The sequence below is a fragment of the Microbacterium karelineae genome (genome assembly GCF_009745985.1).
Classification (GTDB): domain Bacteria; phylum Actinomycetota; class Actinomycetes; order Actinomycetales; family Microbacteriaceae; genus Microbacterium; species Microbacterium karelineae.
In genome coordinates, this window is sequence record NZ_WFIX01000190.1 from 653542 (window position 1) to 678652 (window position 25111).

Annotated in this window: 23 protein-coding genes; 21 read left to right on the forward strand and 2 right to left on the reverse strand. The window is 70.4% G+C overall.

What is annotated here, in order from left to right; genetic code table 11:
• The first annotated feature begins 103 nt into the window (after window positions 1-103).
• From GB932_RS16160 to GB932_RS16180, 5 genes are all read left to right on the forward strand, one after another.
• A complete protein-coding gene (locus GB932_RS16160; protein ID WP_156761694.1) occupies window positions 104-1165 on the forward strand; it encodes a histidinol-phosphate transaminase in 1062 nt (353 codons plus the stop codon).
• 79 nt (window positions 1166-1244) lie between these two features.
• Window positions 1245-2372, forward strand: coding sequence for a thiamine pyrophosphate-dependent dehydrogenase E1 component subunit alpha (locus GB932_RS16165; protein WP_156761695.1), 1128 nt, complete (start codon window positions 1245-1247; stop codon window positions 2370-2372).
• Window positions 2369-3349: an alpha-ketoacid dehydrogenase subunit beta gene (locus GB932_RS16170; RefSeq protein ID WP_156761696.1), complete on the forward strand. Its 981-nt coding sequence runs from the start codon at window positions 2369-2371 to the stop codon at window positions 3347-3349. The genes GB932_RS16165 and GB932_RS16170 overlap by 4 nt, the downstream gene beginning before the upstream one ends.
• Before the next feature lie 16 nt (window positions 3350-3365).
• A complete protein-coding gene (locus tag GB932_RS16175; RefSeq protein WP_156761697.1) occupies window positions 3366-4682 on the forward strand; it encodes a dihydrolipoamide acetyltransferase family protein in 1317 nt (438 codons plus the stop codon).
• Window positions 4683-5047: 365 nt separating this feature from the next.
• Window positions 5048-5686, forward strand: a complete 639-nt coding sequence (locus GB932_RS16180; RefSeq protein ID WP_156761698.1) for a GntR family transcriptional regulator — start codon at window positions 5048-5050, stop codon at window positions 5684-5686.
• A gap of 4 nt (window positions 5687-5690) precedes the next feature.
• Here GB932_RS16180 and GB932_RS16185 read toward each other — a convergent pair whose 3' ends face one another.
• On the reverse strand, window positions 5691-6737 hold the full coding sequence (locus tag GB932_RS16185) for a GTP-binding protein (RefSeq protein WP_231916257.1): 1047 nt from the start codon (window positions 6735-6737) through the stop codon (window positions 5691-5693).
• Between the two features lie 42 nt (window positions 6738-6779).
• Here GB932_RS16185 and ykgO point away from each other — a divergent pair, with 42 nt between their 5' ends.
• From ykgO to GB932_RS16260, 15 genes are all read left to right on the forward strand, one after another.
• Window positions 6780-6902: a type B 50S ribosomal protein L36 gene (gene ykgO / locus GB932_RS16190; protein ID WP_017883994.1), complete on the forward strand. Its 123-nt coding sequence runs from the start codon at window positions 6780-6782 to the stop codon at window positions 6900-6902.
• Window positions 6903-6963: 61 nt separating this feature from the next.
• Window positions 6964-10203: a DEAD/DEAH box helicase gene (locus GB932_RS16195; RefSeq protein WP_156761699.1), complete on the forward strand. Its 3240-nt coding sequence runs from the start codon at window positions 6964-6966 to the stop codon at window positions 10201-10203.
• A 95-nt stretch (window positions 10204-10298) separates the two neighbouring features.
• Window positions 10299-11354: a metal ABC transporter solute-binding protein, Zn/Mn family gene (locus GB932_RS16200; protein ID WP_156761700.1), complete on the forward strand. Its 1056-nt coding sequence runs from the start codon at window positions 10299-10301 to the stop codon at window positions 11352-11354.
• 289 nt (window positions 11355-11643) lie between these two features.
• The gene (locus GB932_RS16205) at window positions 11644-12471 is read left to right on the forward strand and encodes a metal ABC transporter ATP-binding protein (RefSeq protein ID WP_156761701.1); all 828 of its coding nucleotides are present in this window, start codon (window positions 11644-11646) and stop codon (window positions 12469-12471) included.
• Entirely contained in the window at window positions 12471-13349 is an 879-nt protein-coding gene (locus tag GB932_RS16210) for a metal ABC transporter permease (RefSeq protein ID WP_156761702.1), read from the forward strand. Before GB932_RS16205 ends, GB932_RS16210 begins: the two co-directional genes overlap by 1 nt.
• Before the next feature lie 9 nt (window positions 13350-13358).
• Window positions 13359-13751 (forward strand): Fur family transcriptional regulator, encoded by a 393-nt coding sequence (locus GB932_RS16215; protein WP_156761703.1) that lies wholly within the window; start codon window positions 13359-13361, stop codon window positions 13749-13751.
• Between the two features lie 7 nt (window positions 13752-13758).
• The gene (locus GB932_RS16220; protein ID WP_156761704.1) at window positions 13759-14823 is read left to right on the forward strand and encodes a permease; all 1065 of its coding nucleotides are present in this window, start codon (window positions 13759-13761) and stop codon (window positions 14821-14823) included.
• Window positions 14813-15556 (forward strand): TIGR03943 family putative permease subunit, encoded by a 744-nt coding sequence (locus GB932_RS16225; protein WP_231916258.1) that lies wholly within the window; start codon window positions 14813-14815, stop codon window positions 15554-15556. The genes GB932_RS16220 and GB932_RS16225 overlap by 11 nt, the downstream gene beginning before the upstream one ends.
• Window positions 15546-16988, forward strand: a complete 1443-nt coding sequence (locus GB932_RS16230) for a hypothetical protein (RefSeq protein WP_156761705.1) — start codon at window positions 15546-15548, stop codon at window positions 16986-16988. The genes GB932_RS16225 and GB932_RS16230 overlap by 11 nt, the downstream gene beginning before the upstream one ends.
• Before the next feature lie 571 nt (window positions 16989-17559).
• Window positions 17560-17796 carry a 50S ribosomal protein L28 gene (gene rpmB / locus GB932_RS16235; RefSeq protein WP_156761706.1) on the forward strand — a complete coding sequence of 79 codons (237 nt, stop codon included), beginning with the start codon at window positions 17560-17562 and terminating at the stop codon, window positions 17794-17796.
• Window positions 17796-17966, forward strand: coding sequence for a 50S ribosomal protein L33 (rpmG, locus tag GB932_RS16240; protein ID WP_029153448.1), 171 nt, complete (start codon window positions 17796-17798; stop codon window positions 17964-17966). The genes rpmB and rpmG overlap by 1 nt, the downstream gene beginning before the upstream one ends.
• 2 nt (window positions 17967-17968) lie before the next feature.
• Window positions 17969-18274, forward strand: coding sequence for a 30S ribosomal protein S14 (rpsN, locus tag GB932_RS16245; RefSeq protein WP_156761707.1), 306 nt, complete (start codon window positions 17969-17971; stop codon window positions 18272-18274).
• A gap of 168 nt (window positions 18275-18442) precedes the next feature.
• A complete protein-coding gene (locus GB932_RS16250; protein WP_156761708.1) occupies window positions 18443-19795 on the forward strand; it encodes an MFS transporter in 1353 nt (450 codons plus the stop codon).
• A 225-nt stretch (window positions 19796-20020) separates the two neighbouring features.
• On the forward strand, window positions 20021-20308 hold the full coding sequence (locus GB932_RS16255) for an HU family DNA-binding protein (RefSeq protein WP_156761709.1): 288 nt from the start codon (window positions 20021-20023) through the stop codon (window positions 20306-20308).
• Between the two features lie 146 nt (window positions 20309-20454).
• Entirely contained in the window at window positions 20455-22431 is a 1977-nt protein-coding gene (locus GB932_RS16260) for a bifunctional copper resistance protein CopD/cytochrome c oxidase assembly protein (RefSeq protein ID WP_156761710.1), read from the forward strand.
• 59 nt (window positions 22432-22490) lie between these two features.
• Here the strand turns inward: GB932_RS16260 and GB932_RS16265 are convergent, their stop codons facing one another.
• Window positions 22491-23591 carry a hypothetical protein gene (locus tag GB932_RS16265; protein ID WP_156761711.1) on the reverse strand — a complete coding sequence of 367 codons (1101 nt, stop codon included), beginning with the start codon at window positions 23589-23591 and terminating at the stop codon, window positions 22491-22493.
• An 84-nt stretch (window positions 23592-23675) separates the two neighbouring features.
• Between GB932_RS16265 and GB932_RS16270 the strand changes: the two genes are divergently transcribed.
• Window positions 23676-25049 carry an ATP-dependent DNA helicase gene (locus tag GB932_RS16270; RefSeq protein ID WP_156761712.1) on the forward strand — a complete coding sequence of 458 codons (1374 nt, stop codon included), beginning with the start codon at window positions 23676-23678 and terminating at the stop codon, window positions 25047-25049.
• The last annotated feature ends 62 nt before the right edge of the window (window positions 25050-25111 follow it).

Consider the following 25111-nt stretch of genomic DNA (forward strand, 5'->3'; position numbering starts at 1 on the left):
GCCTGTTCACGGCGCCCGCACAGCGACCACGCGACCGAGACGGAGGCAGAGACCGGCCCGCCGGCAGGGTGCCCTCCGGCCCATGCCGCCTTAGGATCGTCGGGTGAGCTCCGACCCCGTGCTGCCCCGAGTCCGCCCCGAGATCGCGGCACTGCCCCCGTATCGGCAGGGCAGGCCCGCCGCGCCGGACGGCTTCAAGCTGTCGAGCAACGAGAACCCGTTCGACCCGCTGCCGGGAGTGCTCGACGCCGTGCGGGGCGCGGACGCCCTCAACCGCTACCCCGATGCCACGGCCGGCCGCCTCCGCGCGGCGCTCGGCGCACGCTACGGCGTGGCCGCCGATGAGGTGATCGTCGGCGCGGGCAGCGTGTCGCTTCTCGCCGCCTTCATCCAGGCCGCAGCCGGCCCCGGCGACGAGGTGCTGTACGCCTGGCGTTCGTTCGAGGCGTATCCCGGCCTCGTCCTCGTGGCGGGCGCCGCGAGCGTGCAGGTGTCGAACCGCGAGGGCGGCGGGCACGACCTCGACGCGATGGCGGCGGCGATCACCGACCGCACGCGCGTCGTCATCGTCTGCACTCCGAACAACCCGACGGGGCCGATCGTCACGAGCGAGGAGTTCGCCGCGTTCCTCGCCCAGGTGCCGCGCGACGTGCTCGTGCTGCTCGACGAGGCCTACGCCGAGTTCGTCACCGACGACGCCGCCGTCGACGGGCTGGGCGAGCGTCTGCCGGAGCGCCACCCGAACGTCGTCGTCCTCCGCACGTTCTCGAAGGCGTATGGCCTCGCGGCCCTGCGCGTCGGATACGCGATCGGGCATGCGCGTGTGCTCGACAGCGCCCGCGCCACGCAGATCCCCCTCTCGGTCACGGCCCAGGCCGAGTCCGCGGCGCTCGCGAGCCTCGAGCGCGAGAGCGAGATCGACGAGCGCGTCGCCGACCTCGTCGGGCGCCGCGAGCGACTCCTCGCCGGTCTGCGCGATGCGGGCTGGGACGTTCCCGCCTCGCAGTCGAACTTCGTCTGGCTCCCGACGACCGACCCCGCGGCCGCGGCGTCGTTCGACGCGGCCGGTCTCGTCGTCCGCCCCTTCGACGACGGCATCCGCATCTCGGTCGGCGAAGAGGAGTCGCTCACCCGCGTCCTCGACGTCGCGCGGAGACTCCTGTAGACCCTCGCCACAGGATCCGCGATTCCGTTGTCGAGCGCGTCACCGCGCGGTGGTGCGTGAACGGGCCTAGCGTGGAACGGTGACTTCGGCAGAGACTCCCGCTGTGCGCTTCCTCGCGCCAGACGGCTCGTTCGCACCTTCGCCCGACGCCGAGCCGTATCGCGAGATCGTCGACGGGCTCGACGATGACGCGCTCGGGCAGATGTACCGCGACATGGCGGTGATCCGGGCATTCGACCAGCAGGCGACGATGCTGCAGCGTCAGGGTCAGCTGGCGCTGTGGCCGCCGTCGCTCGGCCAGGAGGCGGCGCAGGTCGGCTCCGCGCGCGCGACGCGACCGCAGGACACGATCTTCCCGTCGTACCGTGAGCACGTGGTCGTGAAGATCCGCGGCGTCGACCCGGTCGACATCCTCGCTCTCATGCGCGGTACGACGCACGGCGGCTGGGATCCGGCGGATCCGAAGAACGGCAACACGCGCCTGTACACGCTCGTGCTCGGCACGCAGACGCTGCACGCGACGGGCTTCGCCATGGCGCTGAACCTCGATGGCCGCGCCGGCACGGGGGACGCGTCGACGGACGAGGCGGTCGTGGTCTACTACGGCGACGGCGCCGCGAGCGAGGGCGATGTGCACGAGGCGATGGTCTTCGCGGCCTCGTACCGCACACCGCAGCTGTTCTTCCTGCAGAACAACCAGTGGGCGATCTCCGTCCCGGTCTCGACGCAGTCGCCGGTTCCGCTCGCCGAGCGATCGGCGGGATACGGGATCCCCACCGTCCGGGTCGACGGCAACGATGTGCTCGCGTCGTATGCCGCCTCGCGCATGAGCCTCGACGAGGCGCGCGCCGGCGGCGGTCCGCGCGCGATCGAGGCCGTCACCTATCGCATGGGCGCGCACACGACGAGCGACGACCCGACGAAGTACCGCACCCGCGATGAGGAGGAGTCGTGGGCGCGTCGCGATCCGATCGCGCGCATGCGCGCGTTCCTCGAGAACCGCGGCGCCGAGTCGGCTTTCTTCGCGGACGTCGACGCCGAGGGCGAGGCGCTCGCGGCGGATGCGCGGGCGCGCGTCGCGACGTTCGAGGCGCCGTCCCCGGAGAGCATGTTCGCGCACGTGTACTCGGATCCGCATCCGCTCATGGAACGGCAGGCGCAGTGGCTCGCCGAGTACGAGGCGTCGTTCGAGGGAGGCGCCGCATGACCCGCGAGACGATGACCTTCGCGAAGGCGATGAACGCGGGGCTGCGGGCCGCGATGGATGCCGATCCGCGCGTGATGCTGATGGGCGAGGACATCGGGAAGCTCGGCGGCGTGTTCCGCGTGACCGAGCACCTGCAGCGCGACTTCGGCGAGAACCGGGTCCTCGACACACCGCTTGCCGAGGCGGGTCTCGTGGGCACCGCGATCGGCCTCGCGATGGGCGGGTTCCGGCCCGTCGTCGAGATCCAGTTCGACGGATTCGTGTTCCCCGCGTTCGACCAGATCACGACGCAGCTGGCGAAGCTCACGAACCGCCACGACGGAGCGCTGTCGATGCCCGTCGTGATCCGCATCCCGTACGGCGGCCACATCGGCGCGGTCGAGCACCATCAGGAGAGCCCGGAGGCGTACTTCACGCACACGGCCGGCCTGCGGGTGGTGAGCCCGTCGACGCCGAACGACGCGTATTGGATGATCCAGGACGCGATCCGCTCGAACGATCCCGTGATCTTCATGGAGCCCAAGAGTCGCTACTGGCAGAAGGGCGAGGTCGAGATCGACGCGGCGCCCGGCTCGCTCCACGCCTCGCGGGTGGTGCGGAAGGGCACGGACGTCACGCTCGTCGGCCATGGCGCCATGGTCGCGGTGCTGCTGCAGGCGGCGGCGATCGCCGAGGGGGAGGGCACGAGCTGCGAGGTCATCGACCTGCGATCGCTGTCTCCCGTCGACTACGACCCCATCGTCGAGTCGGTCCGATCGACCGGCCGCATGGTGTGGGCGCAGGAGGCGCCGGGCAGCACGAGTCTCGGCGGCGAGATCGCCGCGACCGTCGCGGAACGCGCCTTCTACTCGCTCGAGGCGCCGATCATGCGCGTGGCGGGCTACGACGTGCCGTTCCCGCCCGCGAAGCTCGAGGGCGTCTATCTTCCCGACGCCGACCGCGTGCTCGAGGCCGTCGACCGCGCACTCGCCTACTGAACCCGGAGGACCTTCCATGGAGACGTTCCACCTTCCCGACGTGGGCGAGGGCCTGACAGAGGCCGAGCTCGTCGAGTGGCGCGTGAAGCCCGGCGACGTGATCGCCGTGAACGACACGATCGCCGACATCGAGACCGCGAAGAGCGTCGTCGAGCTGCCGTCGCCGTTCGCCGGCACGGTGGGCGAGCTGCTCGTGAACGAGGGCGACACGGTCGATGTCGGGTCTCCGATCCTCACGGTCGCGCAGGCCGGATCCGCGCCCGCCGACGAGCCGGCCCTCTCGTCGGCGGACGGCGGGGCGACGCCCGAGGCGCCGGCCGACGCCTCCGATTCGGCGGTCCTCGTCGGATACGGCAGCGGCGCCGAGGCGAAGACCCGCCGTACGCCGAAGTCCCACGAGACGGTCGTGCAGTCGTCGGTCGGCGTCGTGGCGAAGCCGCCTGTGCGCAAGCTCGCGCGCGACCTGGATGTCGCGCTCTCGGAGGTCACGGGGACGGGACCTGCGGGTGAGGTGACGCGTGACGACGTGCTGAAGCACGCCGAGCAGGCGTCGGTGTTCCGCAACCTGTCGACGCCGGCCTGGCCGACGGAGCGCGAGCGGACCATCCCCGCTCCGCCTGCATCGACGGATCCGCGCTACGAGGCAGTGCCCGTCAAGGGCGTGCGCAAGGCGACGGCGAATGCGATGGTCGGCTCCGCCTACACGGCACCGCACGTGTCGGTGTGGACCGACGTCGACGCGACGCGCACGATGGAGTTCGTCGCGCGCCTGAAGAAGCAGCCGCAGTTCGCGGACATCCGGGTCTCGCCGCTGCTCGTCTACGCCCGCGCCGTGCTGTGGGCGGTCCAGCGCACGCCCGAGATCAACTCGGCGTGGATCGAGAAGGACGGCGGCGCCGAGATCCAGGTGCGGAACTATGTCAACCTCGGGATCGCGGCCGCGACACCGCGGGGCCTGATCGTGCCGAACATCAAGGACGCGCACGATCTCTCGATCCGCGAGCTCGCGCTGGCGCTGCAGAACCTCACGGTGACGGCGCGTGACGGGAGGACGCGGCCCGAGGACATGTCGGGCGGCACCATCACGATCACGAACATCGGCGTGTTCGGCATGGATGCGGCCACGCCGATCCTCAACCCGGGCGAGGCGGGCATCATCGCGATGGGCGCGATCCGGCAGAAGCCGTGGGTGGTGGACGGCGAGGTGCGGCCAGCGTGGGTGACGACGGTGTCGGGATCCTTCGACCACCGGATCGTCGACGGCGACAAGATCAGTCGCTTCGTCGCGGACGTCGCGGCAGTCCTCGAGGAGCCGGCGCTGCTCCTGGACTGAGAGGCGGGCGCGCGCGTCCCTGGGGATCAGACGGGTATACCGTATGACCTCCTTGAGAGCGCGTCCGGGCGGGTCTAGAGTGACGAGAAGCTCGACACGCCCGCGATACCCGCGTGGGCGGTCGAGTGGAACACGGCGTCGTCACGCACCCTGGCAGGGCGGCGCTCAGACCGGTGCGGAGGCGCCGTAGCCCGAGTGCGCCCTCGTGCCGGGGCGTCGTGCGTTCGAGCGCGTCGCCGATGCGACCCCTACTCGGGCAAGGGGAGGCCAGCCATGGCCACGTGGAACCACCTCAGAGACATCACCGAGTCGGCTCGCCGCCGCCCGTGCCGGCGTCGCGCAGTCGAGTCGGCGGATAGGCGACGATGAGCGGCGATTGGCTGGCGCCGATCGAGCGTCGATTCCATGCCGAGCGCGCGCATGTCAGCGACTCCGTCGTCGACTCCCTCGTGGCACGGATCCGAGGGGGCAGTCTGCGCCAGGGCGACCAGATCAACACGGTCGAGCTCGCCCGCGAGCACGGTGTGGCGCGCGCGAGCGTGCGCGAGGCGGTCTTCCGCCTCGAGCGCGTCGGCGTCGTCGTCGCCGAGGCCGGCCGCTACACGCGCATCGCCGATGTGACCTCGGACCTCGTGTCGTGGGTGAGCGAGGCGGCGGCGCACGACCTCGCGTTCGCCGCGAAGCGCGGCGCTCCAGACCTCGATGCGACGGCTCGCGCGCGGGCGCGCGAGCTCGCGGAGAGCATCTCGGACTGCATGGGATGGAGCGAGGCGGTATCGGGGCCGGGGCTCGAGCTCGGCCAGCTCTTCGCCGACGCCCACCCCAATGCGCTGCACCGCACCCGCGTGCGCGAGCTCGCGCCCGCCATCGCATATTTCCTGGGAGCGGCGAAGGTGCGCCCGCACATCGACCTCGATGACGTCGCGGGGCGACTCGTCGAGGCGATCAACGCCGGAGACGGTCCCGCGGCCGCGGGCGCCATGCGCCGCCTCTACACGCCGTAGGCGGTCACCCGGCGACGCCCTCCCACGCCGGGAACGGATCCTCGAAGGCACGCCACGCGGTCGGCCCCGCCGCGAACTCGTCGTCCGTGAGGCAGGCGTCGTCGAGCGCGGCGAACAGTCCCGCACGATCGATGTCGAGCCCGAAGAAGACGATGTCCTGGCCCGCGGTCAGAAGCTCCTCATCGTCTCCCAGCTCGTCATCGGTCGCGGCGGGCGGCAGCGACAGCACGGTGCCGACGTGCTCCCAGTGCGCGGTGATCCCCGGCCGCGTGGCCAGGCGGCAGAACCCTGCGGAACGGAGGATCATGCCGTGCCGGCCCGACTCGACGTGGTCATCGAGAAGCGTCGACAGCCGCGTGGGGTGGAAGGGGCGCAGCGCGGCGTAGTGCACCGTGCTCACGCGCGGGTCGGTCATGTGCGGGGCGAAGTCATCGCTCAGGACTCCGATCCATCCCGGGCGGTTCTGCACCGCCGTGAACGCCGTGGGGATCTCGGGGGCGGGCATCGGCGCCGGGTGCAGGCGGATCCGGGCTCGGGGGCTCAGGGCGCTGACGACCGCCATCGCGATCGACAGCTCCGGTGTCGGAAGCGACTCCCAGCCGACGAGCGCGATGGTCGAGGCGTACTCGATCTGGGTCGCCGTCACGAGTGATCGCGCGCGGCGCTCCTTCTCTCCCGTGCGCGAGGTCCTGACGATGTGGTCCTCGCGCAGGAGGTCATCGATCAGGTGCATCGCGTCGACGACGCACGTCAGCCCGATCAGCCGGGTCGGCGAGGCCGGGTGGGCGAAGCGCCCGATGATCTCCGTCGGCGAGACGGTCGCGGGGAACTCGATGACGGCGCCGGATGCGGTGTCGGCCCACGGTGCGAGCGCCTGCGCCTCGTCGACGGGATCCGGGGACATGTCGAGCCGGCGCGCGGTGAAGAGCGTGCGCGACGCCGTGCGCGCCGCCTCGGCGGCGTAGTTCCTGCGCTCGGGGGCGCAGGTTCCCATCACTCCGACGACATCGACCTGCTCCATCGGCTTCCCTTCTTCGGCGTCAGTGGTCATCCACGTTAGTATAGTGATAACCATTATCAATAGGAGGTCGCCATGAAGGTCCGTTCGTCGCTCAAGTCGCTCAAGAACCAGCCCGGTGCACAGGTCGTACGCCGCCGCGGCCGCGTGTACGTCATCAACAAGCTCAACCCGCGCTTCAAGGGTCGCCAGGGCTGAGCCCCGCGCGGTCGTGCGGGCTGAGCCCTCGCCTGTCAGGGGTCCCGCATAGTGTGAACGCGTGCTGATCCTGACCCCCGAACACGCCGCCGGGCTGTTCCTGCCCGACGATGCCGAGGCGGGGCGCATGCTCGTGGACCGGCTGCCGATCCGGGTGACGCGGTGCGAGCTCGGGCGCGAGGTCTCGACGGCGCTCGTCTCGGTCGGCGCGCTCGCGGTCGCCGTCGAAGCCGAGCTGCACGACGACCACCTGGGTGACATCAGGTGCTGGTGTCCGCACGACGGCGACGCGTGGTGTGGTCACGCCGCGGCGGCGCTGTTCGTGCTCGCCGAGCGCGACGAGCCGTTCGGTGTCGGCGGGGTCGGGCGGCATCCCCCGCGGCCGGCGCCGGCGCACGAGCCGTGGGAGCGCACGCTGCGCGGGCTCTTCGACGACGATCCCGGCGGCGACGGCGCCGACGAGCCGTCCGAGATCGCGCTGCTGTTCGCGGTGCGCCCCAGCGAGCCCGGCGATCCGAAGGGCGAGGGCATCGCTATCCGCCCGGCGGTGCGCGGAAAGCGCGGGGCGTGGATCCGCTCCGCCGTCACCTGGCAGCACATCGCGGATGAGGAATCGGGCGACGCCCGACGCCGCGCCCTCGCCGAGCTCGAGGCGCTCCACGCCTCTCGCGAGAACTTCGCGGCCGTCGGCGAGCGCATGCGCTCGCGTGGCGGGCACCGCTCGTACTACGGCGGCGGCTGGGGCGCACCCGACTGGATCCGCCTCGACGCCGTGCCTTCGCGTGGCCTGTGGCAGGCGCTCGCCGACGCGCACGAGGCGGGCGTCGAGTTCGTCGCCGACGACCCGGCGCAGAGCACGGTGACGCTCGATGCGCGCGCTGCCGAGGGGCGCATCGACCTCCGCACCGTGCGCGGACGCCTCTGGGTCGAGCCGGTCTTCGCGGCGGACGACGCGGAGCCCGTCGGGCGGGCGCTGCCGGTCGGCGCCCCGACCGCCGCGATCGCACGCATCGGCGGCGAGCACGCGAGCGTCGCGACGATCGCGCCCCTCGCCTCGCCCGTCGGGCCCGAGTTCGACACGCTGCGCAGATCGGGCCACGTGTCGGTGCCCGCTGATCGCATCGACGAGTTCGCGCGCGACTTCCTGCCGCGGCTGCGCGAGATCGCGCCGCTCGTGTCGAGCGATGCGAGCTTCGAGATCCCCGCGGCCCCGCGCCCCGTCCTCGTGCTCGCGGTGCGCCACGCGGATCCGGTCTGCCGGCTGTTCTGGGAATGGGAGCGACCCGGCGGTGCGCGGCGTGCGCGCGCCGCCGAATCCGAGATCCTCGACCGCGTCGAACGGGCGGCCGGGCGCTTCCGCCACCTCATCGGGCGGCGGCGCGCCGATGCCGTGCCGCCCGCGCGCGATCTCGGGCGCGACGAGACGGTCGAGTTCCTCGCCGAGGTGCTGCCGGCTCTGAAGGGGCTCGACGATGTGCGGGTCGAGCTGCACGACGAGGTGCCGTCGTACGAGTTCGCGACGGAGGACCCGGTCGTCTCGATCGGCGTCGACCCGTCGGGCCACGACTGGTTCGAGCTGAACATCGTCGTGTCGATCCAGGGCGAGCCCGTCTCGAGCAGCGCGCTGCTGACGGCGCTCGCGCAGGGGCGCACGTACTTCACGCTCATGAGCGGTACGACCTTCCCGCTGCTCGGTGAGCAGTTCGCCCGGCTGCGCGACATCCTGGCCGAGGCGCGGGCACTCGACGACCCGACGTCCGACCGGGTGCGCGTCAGCCGCTATCAGATCGATCTCTGGGAGGAGCTCGCCGAGATCGGCATCGTCGCCGCACAGGAGAGCGCGTGGTTCGACGCGGTGCGCGCGCTGCGCGGCCAGGCGGTGGAACGAAGGGATCCGCCCGCGACGTTCCGCGCAGAGCTGCGCGACTACCAGCGCGACGGCTTCAGCTGGCTCGACTTCCTGCGCCGACACCGGCTGGGCGGCGTGCTCGCCGACGACATGGGCCTCGGCAAGACCGTGCAGGTGCTGGCGGCGCTCGACGCCGCGCACGCCGACGAACCCGCGTCCCGCTTCCTCGTCGTCACGCCGACGAGCGTCGTGGGGCACTGGGTCTCCGAGGCCGAGCGGTTCGCGCCCGAGCTCGGCGCCGTCGCGATCGGCGAGACGGCGTCGAAGCGCGGCATATCGGTCGCCGACGCCGCCGCCGACGCGCGGCTGATCGTCACGAGCTACGCGATCTTCCGCTTCGACCACGATGAGTTCGAGCGGATGGGGTTCCGCGTGCTCGTGCTCGACGAGGCGCAGCAGGTGAAGAATTCGGCCTCGCGCGGATACGCGGCGGCGCGCACGATCGACATCCCCACGAAGTTCGCCGTCACGGGCACGCCCATGGAGAACGACCTCATGGAGCTGTTCGCGATCGCGACGCTCGTGGCCCCCGGCCTGTTCGGCACGCGCGCGCACTTCCGCGAGGAGTATCACCGGGCGATCGGCCGCGACGGCGACCGTGGGCGGCTCGATCGGCTGCGCTCGCGACTGCGGCCGTTCCTGCTGCGGCGCACGAAGGAGCACGTCGCGCCCGAGCTGCCGAAGAAGACCGAGCAGGTCATCGAGGTGGCGCTGCGATCCGAGCACCGGCGCGCCTACGACAAGCGGTTCCGGCGGGAGCAGCAGCGGCTCCTCGGCCTGCTGGAGGACGTCGACCGCAACCGGGTGCAGATCCTCGCCTCGCTCACGACACTGCGGCGCCATGCGCTCGATCCGAGCTTCGCGGGCGTCGACGGGCCGTCCGCGAAGCTCGAGGCGCTCGGTGCGCTGCTCGACGAGATCGTCGCCGACGGGCATCGCGTGCTCGTCTTCAGCCAGTTCACCGAGTTCCTGGGGATGGCGGCGCGCGTCGCCGAGGAGCGAGGCGTGCGGTACGCGTACCTCGACGGATCCGCGAGCCAGAAGCGTCGCCAGGGGATGATCGACCGCTTCCGATCGGGGGAGGTGCCCGCGTTCTTCATCTCGCTGAAGGCGGGCGGCGTCGGGCTCACCCTCACAGAGGCCGACTACTGCGTCCTGCTCGATCCGTGGTGGAATCCCGCCGCCGAGAACCAGGCGATCGACCGCACGCACCGCATCGGCCAGACGCGCCCCGTGATGGTCTACCGCCTCATCTCCGAGGGCACGATCGAGCAGAAGGTCGTCGATCTGCAGGACCGCAAGAGGAAGCTGTTCGAGGATGTCCTGGGGTCCGGTGACGCAGACGGCATCCGCGCCCTCACGGCCGACGACTTCCGTGCGCTCCTTGCGTGAGGGCGGGGTGTGGGGCAGTGGCGTGAGGGGCGCCGGGCCGTGGCGGCCCCTGAGCGCCAGCTGATAACGATTCTCATTGAGTGTAGAATCGCCGCATGCTCAATCGTCGTGCCCTCATCGCCGTTCCCCTCGTCGCCGTTCCCGCGCTCGCGCTCGCGAGCTGCAGCGGATCCGCCGGCGGTTCCGAGGCGGAGGGGGATGGCGCGGGGTACACGATCGTCGCGTCCACGAGCGTCTACGCCTCGCTCGCGGAGCAGGTCGTCGGCGACCACGCCGAGGTGACCGCGATCATCGATTCCGCGACGCAGGATCCGCACGACTACGAGGCCACGGCGCGCGACCAGCTGGCAGTGCAGGGCGCCGACCTCGTGATCATGAACGGCGGTGGGTACGACTCGTTCATGGACGAGCTCGTCGAGGGTGCGAACAACGGATCCGGCGCCGAGGCGATCACGGTCGTCGCCTTCAACCACGACTATCCGAACGACGGCACCGACGGCGACGAGCATGCGGAGGGCGAGCATGCCGACGACGAGCACGCGGAGGACGAGCATGCCGACGACGAGCACGCGGAGGACGAGCATGCGGACGATGAGCACGGCGAGCACGAGCACAACCACATCGAGGGCTTCAACGAGCACGTCTGGTACGACCCGCACACGATCGAGCACTTCGTCGAGACGCTCGCGGAGGGGCTCGAGGAGCGGATCCCTGACGCGGCCGACGAGATCGCCGCGAACGCGGAATCGGTGATCGCCGATGTCGCGGCCCTCGAGGATCAGCTCGCGGAGCTCGAGACCGCCCACGAGGGCGACGCGGTGTTCTTCACCGAGCCGATCGGCGGCTACCTCGCGGCCGGGGCCGGCCTCGAGGACGTGACGACGGAGGGCTTCGCGGAGGCGGTCGAGGAGGGGCAGGACGTCGCGCCCGCGACCCTGCTCGCCGCGCTCGAGGCCGTCGAGGGCGGCGATGTCGACGTGCTCGTCGTCAATGCCCAGACAGGCGGATCTGAGACCGACCGGCTCATCGACGCCGCGAACGGCTCGGGCGTTCCGATCGTCGAGTTCGCCGAGACGCTGCCCGACAGCGCCACCTACTCGGAGTGGATGTCGGACAACATCGCCTCGCTCGCGGCGGCCCTCGACTCCTGACGCTCGCCCGGCCCGCCCGGGTACGACGCGCCACCGTACACGACGCGACATGCCGGCGCTGCAGAGCCCGACCGCCAAGATCGGCGTCGTTGTGCATCTCGTCACAGCCGGATCCGCGACGCCGACACCTCCGCGATGCTGACAACACAACGCAGTCGATCCGACCGCCGGAGGGCCACTGTGCCCGAAATCCCACACTTCGGCGCAGAATCGACTGCGTTGTGCTGCACACAGCGGCCGCCCAGCTGCTTTCAGAGAACGATTATCAGTGCGGGCGTATTCTGGTGTGATGGCTGAACCCGTCCTCCACATCGCCGATGCGGCGCTGCGCCTCCGCGGGCGCGAACTGTGGCGAGGGCTCGACCTCGATGTCGCCCCGGGGGAGTTCGTGGCCGTGCTCGGCCCGAGCGGATCGGGGAAGACGACGCTGCTGCGCGCGATCCTCGGCCTGCAGAAGCTGAGCGCGGGCGAGATCCGCGTCGCGGGCCGCCCCGTTCGGCGCGGGAACAAGCGCGTCGGATACATCCCCCAGCAGCGCCCGTTCCCGCTCGGCACGAACATGCGGGCGAAGGATCTCGTCGCGCTCGGCGTCGGCGGCACGCGCTTCGGGCCGCCCCTCCCTCGCCGCGGGGATGCGCGCCGTGTGAAGGACCTGCTGCACGCGGTCGGCGCCTCGTCGTTCGCCGACGACCCTGTCGGCTCCCTGTCGGGTGGCGAGCAGCAGCGGCTGCGCGTCGGTCAGGCGCTCGTCGATGCGCCGACGCTGCTCCTCTGCGATGAGCCGCTCTCGAGCCTCGACCTGGCGAACCAGCGCGCCGTCACGAACATCATCGATCACGAGAGGCGGGATCGCGGGGCCGGCGTGCTCTTCGTCACGCACGACATCAACCCCGTGCTGGGCGCCGTCGACCGGATCCTGTACCTCGCGGGCGGGCGGTTCCGCCTCGGGACGCCCGACGAGGTGCTGCGCAGCGAGGTGCTCACCGAGCTGTACGGCGCGCCGGTGCAGGTGATCCGCGCGGCGGGGCGCCTTCTCGTCGCCGGGATCCCCGACGCGGAGCCGCACCACCCGCACCACGAGCACCACCATGACGACGACGAGGCGGCGGTGTTCTGATGGAGTGGTCGGACGTGTTCTCGTTCGAGGACTACGGCGCGCTGCTGCAGCTCATGACGAACTCGATCGTGGCGGCCGCCGCGCTCGGGATCGTCGGCGGCCTGATCGGCGTCTTCGTGATGCAGCGCGACATGGCGTTCGCCGTGCACGGCATCAGCGAGCTGTCGTTCGCCGGCGCGGCCGCCGCGCTGCTGTTCGGCGGGTCCGTCGTCGCGGGATCCCTCGTCGGCGCGATCGTCGCGGCTCTCCTGATCGGGGTCCTCGGGGCGAAGGCGCGGGATCGCAACTCGATCGTCGGCGTCCTCATGCCGTTCGGCCTGGGCCTCGGGATCCTCTTCATCTCGCTCTACTCGGGGCGCTCCGCCAACCGGTTCAGCCTGCTCACGGGGCAGATCGTGTCGGTGTCGAATCCCGACCTGAACGGGCTCATCGTGATCAGCGCGATCGTCCTCGTCGGCCTGATCGTCGTGTGGAACCCGCTGCGCTTCGACTCGCTCGACCCGCAGTCGGCGGAGGCACGCGGGCTGCCGACGCGCGGACTCAGCATCGTGTTCATGCTGCTCCTCGGCGCGATCGTCGCGGCCGCGGTCCACATCATCGGCGCGCTGCTCGTGATGGCGCTCCTCGTGACGCCGGCCGCCGCGGCGATGCGCGTGAGCCACGGTCCTGTCGCGGTCCCGGTGCTGGCGGCCCTCTTCGGTCTCGTCTCGGCCGTCGGCGGGATCCTCCTGGCGATCGCGGGCACGCTGCCCGTCAGCCCGTACATCACGTCGATCTCGTTCGTCATCTACCTCGTGTGCCGCGTCGTCGCCGCGCGACGCGATCGCACGCTCCGCATGCGCCTCGACGAGGCCACGCTCGACGCGGCGGGGAAGTAAGGTCGGATCATGGCCCAGCGCAACACGTGGCAGCGGGAGCGCGTGCGCGAAGCCCTCGCCGAGAGCGACGGCTTCGTCAGCGCGCAGGACCTGCATGCCCTCATCCGCGACGACACCGGCATCGGCCTCGCGACCGTCTACCGCGCGCTCGCCGGCCTCGCGAAGTCGGGCGAAGCGGACAGCCTGCAGAGCCCGGAAGGCGAGAACCTCTTCCGCGCCTGCGTGACGAGCGGGCATCACCACCACCTCATCTGCCGGCGCTGCGGGCGCACGGTGGAGATCGAGGCGACGGCGGTCGAGGACTGGGCGCGCGACACCGCGGCGAAGCACGGTTTCAGCGAGGCGGAGCACGTCGTCGACATCTTCGGCCTCTGCGCCGAGTGCGCGGCGAAGCAGACCTGATCCGCACATGACACAGCACCTGCGCCCGTCTCACCAGCACAACGCAGTCGATTCGGGCAGGTCAGCCCGGACACGCCGCTCCGGACGATCCACGCGCAGCGTATTGACTGCGTTGTGTTGTGGGGTGGCGGTCGTCGCGGCCGTGTTCGCGGCCGATGCCCTGATCCCGCAGCTGTTCGCGGATCCGCTCCCGACGCGTGCGCAGGACGGCCTGACGCTCGCGCTCAGCGTCCTCATCGAGTCGATGCCGTTCGTCGCGCTCGGCGTGATCCTGTCGATCGTCATCCAGGTGTGGGTGCCGGCCGAGGTCGTGCACCGCGTGCTCCCGAAGCGCGCGTGGGCGCGCCGTATGGTGCTCGCGGCGCTCGGCATGCTCATCCCCGTATGCGAGTGCGGCAATGTGCCGTTCGCGCGCGGCCTCATGATGCGCGGGCTCACGCCGGCGGACACCCTCGCGTTCCTCGTCGCGGCGCCCATCGTGAACCCCATCGTCATCATCACGACGCACCAGGCGTTCGGCTGGTCGAACGGGATCCTCGTCGCGCGCATCCTCGGCGGATACGGGATCGCGCTGCTGATCGGCTGGCTGTTCAGCCGCCATCCGGATCCGCAGAGCATGCTCACCGAGCGATTCCGCATGACGTGCGAGGAGGCGGCCGATGCACAGGGCGATCGCCTGACGCGCAGCCTCGCTCAGCTGGTCGTCGAGCTGCGCGCCGTCATGCCGGCGCTCGTCATCGGATCCGCGATCGCCGGCGCCGTGCAGGTGCTGATCCCGCGCACGGCGCTCGTCGCGATCGGGTCGAACCCCGTGCTGTCGATCGTCGCGATGATGCTGCTCGCCGTCACGGTCGCGATCTGCTCGAACGTCGACAGCTTCTTCGCCCTGTCGTTCGCGTCGACGTTCACGACGGGATCTCTCGTCGCCTTCCTCATCGTCGGCCCCATCGTCGACGTGAAGATGATCGCGCTGCTGCGCACGACGTTCTCCACCCGCGCGATCGTCGGCGTCGTCGCCGTCGTGGTGCTCGCCGCGTTCGCGCTTGGGACGGTGATGAACCTTGTTGCCTGATGTGGGATCCCGCTGGCTGGGGGTGGGGATCGCGTCGGTGCTGTCGATCGTGACGATCGGGCTGACCGTCACCGATCGCCTGCAGCTGTACATCAACCCCGCACAGGCGTGGTTCGCGTGCGGGATGGCGGTGCTGCTCCTCATCGGCGCGGTCGCCTCGTTCGCGCTCCCGCTCGGATCCGAGCATCACGCGCACGGCCATGATCACGGTCCCGCGTCGCGCGCGAGCGCGGTCGGCATCGCGGCGACGGTCTCGGGTGGCGTCGTCGCGACGGCGGTCGCCCTGGCGGCGGTCGTGTTCCCGCCGGCGACGCTCTCCGCGGAGCTGGCGATGGAGCGCGACACGGGATCCGCGCCCCTGTTCGCGGGGGCGGACGACGTGCAGCTCGGCATCGTCGACACATCGAGCTTCGGCGTCGGCGACTGGTCGGCGACCTTCGCGACCGCGACGAGCCCCGAGCGCTACGCGGGCGAGCCGGTCACCCTCACGGGCTTCGTAGCGTCTGGCGACGGCGGATCCCTCAGCCTGAACCGCCTCGTCATCACGCACTGCGTCATCGACGCACAGCCGGCGTCGCTCCCCGTCGAGGCGGAGGGCGGGCCGGGTGATCTCGCGACGGGGGAGTGGGTCGAGCTGACGGGCGAGATCGTCGTCGACGACGCCGGCGCGCTCCGCATCGAGGCGGCGTCGATGGAGCGCATCCCGGAGCCCGAGGAGCCCTATGAGTACTAGGGCGTCGCGCCGCAGGGCGCGCGGGCGCGGGCGGTTCCTCGCCGCGTTCGCCGTGGTGCTCGGCGCCTTCGCGGTCGTGGGCGCGACTGCGGCGGGCGTCAGCCTGACGCAGGGCCCGCGGGCGACGGAGATCCAGGTGGATCCGGCGGCGGCGACGCGCGAATCAGGCAGCCGGGTCATCTTCACGGCGAACCAGGCCCTCGGCGCCATCGATCCCGCGCAGGTCACGGTCGAGCCCGCGACCGACTTCACCGTCGACGCGGCGGGCCGCACGGTCGGCGTGCGATTCCCGACCGCGCTCGACGCGGGCGTGACGTACTCCGTGCGCGTCGAGGGCGCGACGGGCATCGGCGGCGGCCCGTCGTCGACCCTCGAGACGACGTTCACGACGCCGCCGGCCGAGGTCTTCTCGCTGCAGCGCGACGCGTCGGGAGCCGACACGATCGTGCGCTCGACGGTCGGCGGTGATGCCGTGCCCGAGCCGGTCCTCGAGGCCGAGCAGATCGACGACTTCCGCGCGACGAGCAGGTACCTCGTCGCGACGATCGTGCAGGACGACGGGATGCACGTCGTGGCGCTGGACCTGGAGTCGCGGACCGATGAGGGCGCGACGCCGTACCGCATGGAGGAGATCCGGCTGCCCGGCGCGGGCGTCGTCATGGGACTGCAGGTGTCGGAGCGCGGCCAGCTGTTCGGCTTCACCTTCACCGACCGACACCTCTCTGCCGAGGGCGGGCGCGAGAACGTGCTGTTCACGGGATCCCTGCGCGATGCGTTCGGGGACGGTGCGGAGGTGGATCCCGTCGTCGTCGGCGGCGAGGAGCCGAGCATCGACCGATGGCGCTTCGTCCCCGAGACCTCTTCGCTGCTGCTGAACGACTTCGCGGGCGATCTCACGCTGGTCGATCGCACGACCACGGACGGCGAGGTGTCGTCGTTCGGGACGGCGCTCGGGATCGAGGGCGTCGCGCGGTCGACGTACACCGCGCTGATCGACCGCGCCGATGAGGGCTTCGTCGAGCTCGATCTCGCGTCCGGCGAGCAGGAGCCCATCTCCGACGTCGACCTCGGCGGTGAGACGCTGCTGAATCACATGATCCCGCTGGCGGACGGCGGGACGCTGCGGGCGTATTCGGAGATCGTCGACGGCCTGCCCGCCGACGCGCGCGTCGTCGTCGTCGACGCGGACGGCGAGGTGCGCGACGTCGCCACGGTCGCGCAGGGCGACGCCCTCGAGCAGGTGTGCGCCTCGCCGAGCGCGCAGTACGCCGCCGTCGCCGTCGCGCCGGATCTCATCGGGAATCCGTACGACGGCGGGCTGCAGCCGCTTCCGCAGAACGTCGAGACACGGATATACGACATGGATTCCGGCGATAGGATCGATGTCATCGAGGGTTTCGATCTCAGCTGGTGCGAGGTCGGTCCCTGGTGACGGTGCCGCGCGAGAGGGCACGTCGGGCGGTGCCCGGAGAGGTGACGGATTCTGCTTTCGCGACAGGTCGCACAGATTTTACTTGTCGTGCCGATCGGTATGTTGCTAGGGTCGCGTGCAGGCGGCGGGAACGGCTCGCCGTCGAGTGAAAGGGAAGCACATGGACCTGATCGGCACCATCATCGACCTCATCACCGGCCTCCTCGGTGGGCTGCTTGGCGGCCTCCCCGTCTGAGGGCTCACGTGAAGGGGGAGGCGCGATGGCGCCTCCCCCTTCACGCATGCGCGGCGCGTTCTCCGGGGGTCTCAGCGTCCTCGTCGGTGTGCCGGATGCCCCGGCTGGGGTGCGACCGCGGTCGTCTGTGCTGTGAACGTGCGCGTCAGGGCCTGTGCGTCCACTGGGCGCGAGAGATGTGGGTGTGGTATCGTTGATCTTTGTCTGCGCACGCTCCTGTGCGCAGTTCGTGCGTTTCCCTCTCGAACACAGCCCGGCGACGGGCGGGCGGGGAGCGTGCAGGCAAGAGATCTTGGGTGGCCCGTTCTGGGCCACGGTATCGAAGGAGAGTGAACTATGGCTGCTGTGTGCCAGGTGACGGGAACCACCCCCGGTTTCGGTCACAACGTCTCGCACTCGCACCGTCGCACGAAGCGCCGGTTCGACCCGAACGTGCAGAAGAAGACGTACTTCGTCCCCTCGCTGGGACGCAAGATCACGCTGAACGTCTCGGCTAAGGGCATCAAGGTCATCGATGTCCGCGGCATCGAGTCGGTCGTGAAGGACCTCATCGCGAAGGGTGTGAAGCTCTGATGGCGAAGAAGAGCCAGGACGTTCGTCCGATCATCAAGCTGCGCTCGACGGCGGGCACGGGGTTCACCTACGTGACCAAGAAGAACCGCCGCAACAACCCCGACCGCCTCGTGCTGAAGAAGTACGACCCCGTGGTCCGCAAGCACGTCGACTTCCGCGAGGAGCGTTAAGCATGGCCAAGAAGAGCAAGATCGCGCGCAACGAGCAGCGCAAGGTGATCGTGGATCGCTACGCCGAGAAGCGTCGCGAGCTGAAGAAGACCCTGGTCGACGCGAACGCGAGCGACGAGGCGCGCGAGGCCGCTCGCGTCGGGCTGCAGAAGCTGCCCCGCAACGCGTCGCCCGTCCGCGTCCGTTCGCGCGACGTCATCGACGGTCGCCCCCGTGGCGTCCTGACCAAGTTCGGTCTGTCGCGTGTCCGCTTCCGCGACATGGCGCACCGTGGCGAGCTGCCCGGCATCACGAAGTCCTCGTGGTGATCTGACGGCACCTGCCTGAACGAAAGGCGGATCGGCTTCGGCCGGTCCGCCTTTTCGTGTGTCCGTGACCACTTCCCTACGTGCATAGACCCTATGGATATAGGTATATGATGACGGCGCACGCGACGACGCGGATCCAGAGCACGTACCGAAGAAGGCACCTCCTCTATGTCACAGACTCAGACCACGACCACGAACCGCGATCTGCGCGGTCACCTCGAGCACGCACCCATGACGGCGTATCAGTGGGCGATCGTCGCGATCGCCGTCCTGCTCAACGCCAATGACGGATTCGACGTCGCGGCGATGTCGTTCGTCTCGCTCGGCGTCGAGACCGAGTTCGGCCTCACGGGCTCGGAACTCGGAACCGTCATCAGCGCGACGCTCATCGGCATGGCGATCGGGGCGTTCGCGATCGGTCGTCTGGCGGACATCGTCGGGCGCCGCTGGACGGTGGTCGGATCGGCCGTCGTCTCGACGGTCGGGATGTTCCTCGCCTCGTCGTCGGCCGACGTCGTCCAGCTCGGCGTCTGGCGTGTGCTCACGGGCCTCGGCGTCGGCGGGATCCTCGCGAGCATCACGGTGATCACGGCCGAGTACTCGAACCGACGCTGGCGCGGGTTCGCGATCGGCCTGTACACGGCCGGATACGGCGTGGGCGCCTTCCTCGGCGGCATCGCCGCCAACGGGCTGCAGGAGGGCTACGGCTGGCGCGCCGTGTTCCTCGTCGGCGCGAGCGTGAGCGTGCTGATCGTCATCGCCCTCGCGCTCATCGTGCCCGAATCGGTGCAGTTCCTCGTCGCGCGGCGCCCCGCGTATGCGGACCGGGCTCTGCGGGGGATCGCGAAGCGGGTCGGCTTCGATCCGGAACGCGCCTCCCTTGACGCGTCGGGCGGATCCGGGGCGCACGAGACGGGCGCCTCGCGCATCGGGGACCTCTTCCGGGGGCGGATGCTGCTCGTCACCGTCCTCATCTGGGCGGCGTTCTTCACTGTGATGTTCGGGTTCTACTTCGTCAACTCGTGGACGCCGCGCCTCATGGTCGAGGCGGGGATGACGGCCCAGCAGGGCGTGTACATCGGGATGGCTCTCGCGATCGGAGGCGCGGTGGGATCCGTGCTCTACGGCCTCGTCGCCGTGCGCGTCTCGCGGGAGCGGGCCCTCGTCGGCTTCCTCGTCCTCACCGCGATCGCGATCGTCGTGTTCGTGCTGTCGACCGCAGTGCTCACCGTCGCGTTCGTGCTGGGCGTCGTCACGGGGCTGCTCGTCAACGGGTGCATCGCCGGTCTGTACTCGGTCGCGCCCGCCCGGTACGGCACGGCGACGCGCGCGACGGGCGTGGGGGCGGCGCTCGCCGTCGGGCGCGTGGGGGCGATCTTCGCCCCGATCGCCGGCGGTGCGCTGCTCGACCTGGGGTGGTCGACCTTCGCTCTCTACGCCTCGACGGCGGCGCTCCTCCTCGTCGGGGCGGTCGTCACGGTCGCCCTGGGGTGGATCCCCGGATCGGACGACGGCGACTGACACGTCGCCCGCGCCTGCGCGCGCGGATCCGAAATATCGTCACATCCGTCACGACTGTCACGGATCGAGGGCGACACGCCGGGGCAATTCGCCCGCAGACCGCGGAAATACGCGGAAATCCGGGGCGAAGCGTTAGTTTTGTGCTCGGTCGCACGACCGAGCCGGGGGCTGGCGCTCTCGGTCCAACGATTCGTCACGGCGCCCCGGTGCCGATGGAGGAACACAATGGCCGACAAGAACATCACCAAGACCGAACTCGTCGCGAGCATCGCGAGCGCCACCGGTCAGAGCCAGGCCACCGTCTCGGGTGTCCTCGACTCGCTCTTCACGACGGTCTCCGAGGCCGTCGCCAAGGGCTCGAAGGTCTCGATCCCCGGCTGGCTCGCGTTCGAGCAGGTCGACACGGCCGCCCGCACGGGCCGCAACCCGCAGACCGGCGCCGAGATCAAGATCCCGGCCGGCAAGCGCGTCAAGGTGACCGCGGGCTCGAAGCTCAAGGCCGCCGTCAAGTAAGACGACGTCGTCTGACGCCGCGGGCGCCCTCCCCCCCCGGGGAGGGCGCCCGCGGCGCGTGTGGCAGGGGCGCTTCGCAGCGCCTCCGCTCCCGTCGCTCGCGACGCCCGGGGGCGCGTTCAGCCGACCCGAATAGGATCGTCGGCGTGAACCCCCGCGCGATGCGGGCCGCCGGGCCCCTGCTCCTCCTGCTCGCCGCGTGCGTCGCCCTCATCGGGTCGCTCGTGATCGCGGGTGGCGCGGATCCGCTCGCGCTGCAGGATCCCGGACCGATCGTCCGGTGGTCGCTCCCGGCGGCGAAGCTCCTCGTGAACGTCTCCGGATCCGTGATGCTCGGATCCCTCGTGCTCGCGCTCTTCGCGCTCGGGACCGAGGAGCGCGCGTTCGGCATCGCGCTCGACACGGCCTCGATCGGCGCGGCGGTCTTCACGATCGCGAGCGGCGCGACCACCTTCCTCAACTACATGCTCGGGCTCAACCCGCAGCTGTCGCTCAGCTCGGAGTTCGGCGCGCAGCTCGGCAGCTACCTCACCACGCGCGAGATCGGGCAGGCCTGGCTCATCCAGACGATCGCCGGCGGCATCGTCACGGTCCTCGCCTTCGCGGTGCGCGGGTGGACGTCGACCCTCATCACGACGATCCTCGCCGCGGCGAGCCTCGTGCCGATGGCGACGCAGAGCCACTCGGGCGACCTCGCCGACCACTCCCTCGTGATCACCTCGATCGCGGTGCACATCCTCGGATCGGCCGTGTGGCTCGGCGGGCTCGTCGTGCTCGTCGCGGTCCGGCCGGCGCTCGACGCCCGGCGCATGCGGGTCGTCCTCGAGCGCTACTCGTCGATCGCGCTCGCCGCGTTCATCGTCGTCGCGGTCTCCGGCTTCCTGCGGTCCCTCGCCTCGATCGCGTCGCTCGATCAGCTCGTGGCGGATCCGTACGGGCTCGTCCTGCTCGTCAAGATCGTCATGCTCGCCGCGATGGGCGCGCTCGGCGTCTGGTATCGGCGCCGGCTCATCGCGAGGAGCGCCGAGCGGAACGCGATGTTCTGGGCCGTGCTCGCGCTCGAGTTCGTTTTCATGGGGATCGCCTCGGGCGCGGCCGCCGCGCTCGCGCGATCCGCGTCACCGCTCACGGAGGCCAGCGCGCCGATCCAGGAGACGCCCGCCGAGATCCTGAACGATGCGCCGCTGCCGCCCGAACTCACCGCGCACGCGTGGTTCACCCAGTGGGAGATCGACCCGCTCTGGCTGCTCGTGGGCCTGTTCGCGGCCTTCTTCTACGCGGCGGGCGTGCGCCGCCTGCGGCGCCGCGGCGACGCGTGGCCCGTGTACCGCACCGTCATGTGGATGATCGCGATCGCTCAGCTGATCTGGGTCACGAGCGGCCCCCTCAACGCCTACGGGCACTACCTGTTCAGCATGCACATGCTGCTGCACATGCTGCTCAGCATGGACATCCCGCTTCTGCTCGTCGCAGCTGCCCCCGTCACGCTCGCGTCGCGCGCGATCAGCAGGCGCGACGACGGCACGCGCGGCGGTCGCGAATGGATCCTGTGGGCCGTGCACAACCCGCTCGCGAAGGTCCTCACGAACCCGTTCGTCGCGGCGGGGCTCTTCATCGGATCCCTCTGGGCGTTCTACTTCTCCGACCTGTTCCGCTGGAGCCTCTACGACCACCTCGGGCACGAGTGGATGATCGCGCACTTCCTCGTCACGGGGTACCTGTTCGCGATGACGCTCGTCGGGATCGATCCGGTGCCGTGGCGCCTGCCATATGCGGGACGGCTCGTCCTGCTGATCGTCGTCATGGCCATGCACGCGTTCTTCGGCATCGCGATCATGAGCCAGGAGGGCCTCATGGTCGCCGAATGGTACGGATCCATGGGGCGCGACTGGGGCCCGACACCCCTCGAAGACCAGTACACGGGCGGTGGGATCGCCTGGTCGATCGGCGAGATCCCCACCGTCATCACGGCGATCACGGTCGCGATCCAGTGGAGCCGCAGCGACGAGCGGCAGCAGAGACGGCGCGACCGGCACGCCGACCGGACGGGTGATGCCGAGCTCGAGGAGTACAACGCGCGCCTCGCGCAGATCGCCGAGCGCGACCGGGCGCGCGGGCTGTAGGCGGCGAGCGCCCGCGACCGATCCGGTCGCCGGATGCCGCCTGAGGCCGCTGCCGCCGCTCAGCCGTCGTCGCCGGCGCGGTCGATCGTGATGTGCACCGCGCCGTCGTCGCGCACGTCGACGTCGGCGACCATCGTGAAGTACACCTCGCGCTCGACGGGGACGAGGGCGCCGGAGTAGTAGTCAAGCACCGTGAGCGACAGCCGGGCCATCCCTGACGTCGCCGACACCGTCCAGTCGTCGCCAGCGGGGACGAGCGCCGTGCGCGGCGGGTCGGCGAGCTCCCACACGATGTCGGACTGGGCGATTCCCGTCGCCGAGACCTCGGGCGGCGCGCCGAACGGGCATCCCGAGGGCTGCAGCACCGCCTGTGTCGTGCACTGCGAGACGAGATACTCCTCGACCTTCGTCTGCACGACATCGCTCAGCTCGTCGGTGGGCTGCGTCTGGATGTCGACGGGGATCACGTCGAACGGCTCCGTCGCCCGGACAGGCTGCGGAGCGGCGATCGTCGCCGGGGTGTCGACCGCGATCTCATAGTCGCCGGGGGAGAAGGTCAGGAGGGAGACCGCGTCGAGCGGCTCGGCTTCGAGCCCCGCCGGCGAGATCTGGCGCTTGTCGATCTCGAAGTCGTTGACCGTGAAGCGCCACGCGCCGCGCACCGTCAGGTCGATCACCGAGAGGGGGCTCTCGGCGAAGCCCCACTCGGGCACGATTCCCGTCGCCCCCGTGCGCTCGACCTGGAACACCATCTGCTGAGCGCTGCCGTCGAGCGTGAAGGAGACCGTGACCTCCGTGACCTCGCCGTCGTCCCCCTCCACCGTGCGCTCGCCGACGGCGGCGATGTCGGCGATCTCGCTCGTGAGCGTCGCGGAGCGCAGCAGCGTCTCGGACGCGTATCCGCGCCCGATCGCCTCGAGATCGGCGTATTCGGGGGCGACGCCCGGCATCGCGAGAGCGCCGGACGCATCGGCCTCGGCGATCTTCTCGACGTACCGTTCGGCGAACGAGCTCGCGCTCCAGAACTCCTTGTAGAGCGAGAGGAAGCCGACGACGATCGCCGCGAGGAGCACGCCGAAGAGCACGAGCACGACGACGAGCTGCAGGATCGGATGCCGTGAGCGGCGCGCGGGCGCGTGCTCGTCAGATCCGGTGGACATGGGCACAGTCTAGAAACGCTTCGCCTGTGGAGACGCTCCCCGTCGGCCAGTCGTTGCACGACCGTGCTCTCGTACGATGGGGAGATGCCCGCTCCGACGCTCTCCGCCGAACAGGAGGCCCTGTTCCGGCTGATCGAGGACACGCAGGAGCACGTGTTCGTCACGGGCCGCGCAGGCACCGGCAAGTCGACGCTCCTGCGCCACCTCACGTGGAACACGAAGAAGCAGATCGCGATCTGCGCCCCGACGGGCGTCGCGGCGCTCAACGTCGAGGGGCAGACGATCCACTCGCTGTTCAAGCTTCCGATCGGCCTCATCGCCGACAGCGATCTCGACCAGTCCGATGCGACTCGCAAGCTGCTGAACGCGATCGACACTCTCGTGATCGACGAGATCTCCATGGTCAACGCCGATCTCATGGACGGGATCGATCGCTCGCTCCGACAGGCCCGCGCCCGCAGGCGCGAGCCGTTCGGAGGGGTGCAGATCGTCATGTTCGGCGATCCGTACCAGCTCGCTCCCGTGCCGCCGCGGGGCGACGAGGCGAAGTACATCGACGACCACTATCGCTCGTTCTGGTTCTTCGACGCGAAGGTGTGGGCGGGCGATCAGGCGGGCGACGGCCTGATCGAGATGGGGCGGCACGGCGCCGAGCTGCACATCCGCGAGCTGACGCAGATCCATCGTCAGGACGACGATGCGTTCAAGGCGATGCTCAACGCCGTGCGCTACGGCCGCGTCACGGCCGACATCGCGCAGGCGCTCAACGACGCCGGGGCGCGCACGCCGCCGGAGGACGCTGGCGACCCGGTGATCACGCTCGCGACACGCAACGACCGCGTCAACTCGATCAACGCGAAGCACCTCGACGCGCTCCCGGGGCGGGAGCAGACCGCGGTCGCCGAGGTCACGGGCGACTTCGGTCGCGGCGACATCTACCCGGCGGACGAGCACCTCAAGCTCAAGATCGGTGCGCAGGTGATGTTCCTGCGGAACGACACCGGATCGGGCGGAGAACCGCCCCGCTGGGTCAACGGGACGATCGGCACGGTCACGAAGATCCAGGGCGACAGCGTGCGCGTCGATGTCGACGGCGACGAGTTCGACGTCGAGCCGGCGGTGTGGGAGAAGTATCGCTACGCGTACGACCCGTTCCAGAAGAAGCTCTCGCGCGATGTGGCGGCAGAGTTCACGCAGTTCCCGCTGCGCCTCGCGTGGGCCGTGACGATCCACAAATCGCAGGGGAAGACATACGACCGCGCCATCGTCGATCTGGGATCCGGGGCGTTCGCGCCCGGCCAGACCTATGTGGCGCTGTCGCGGCTGACCTCGCTCGACGGCCTGTACCTGACGCGCCCCCTGCGGCCGCGCGACATCCGGGTCGATGAGAACGTGCGGCGATTCATGAGGAACGCGTGGGAGAAGCAGGGCGCCGAGATGCGCGCCGCATCCGGGTGATCCCCGATAGGCGCACACGCACTCGCCGCATAGACTCGGGGCAGTCTGCATTCCAGGGGGTT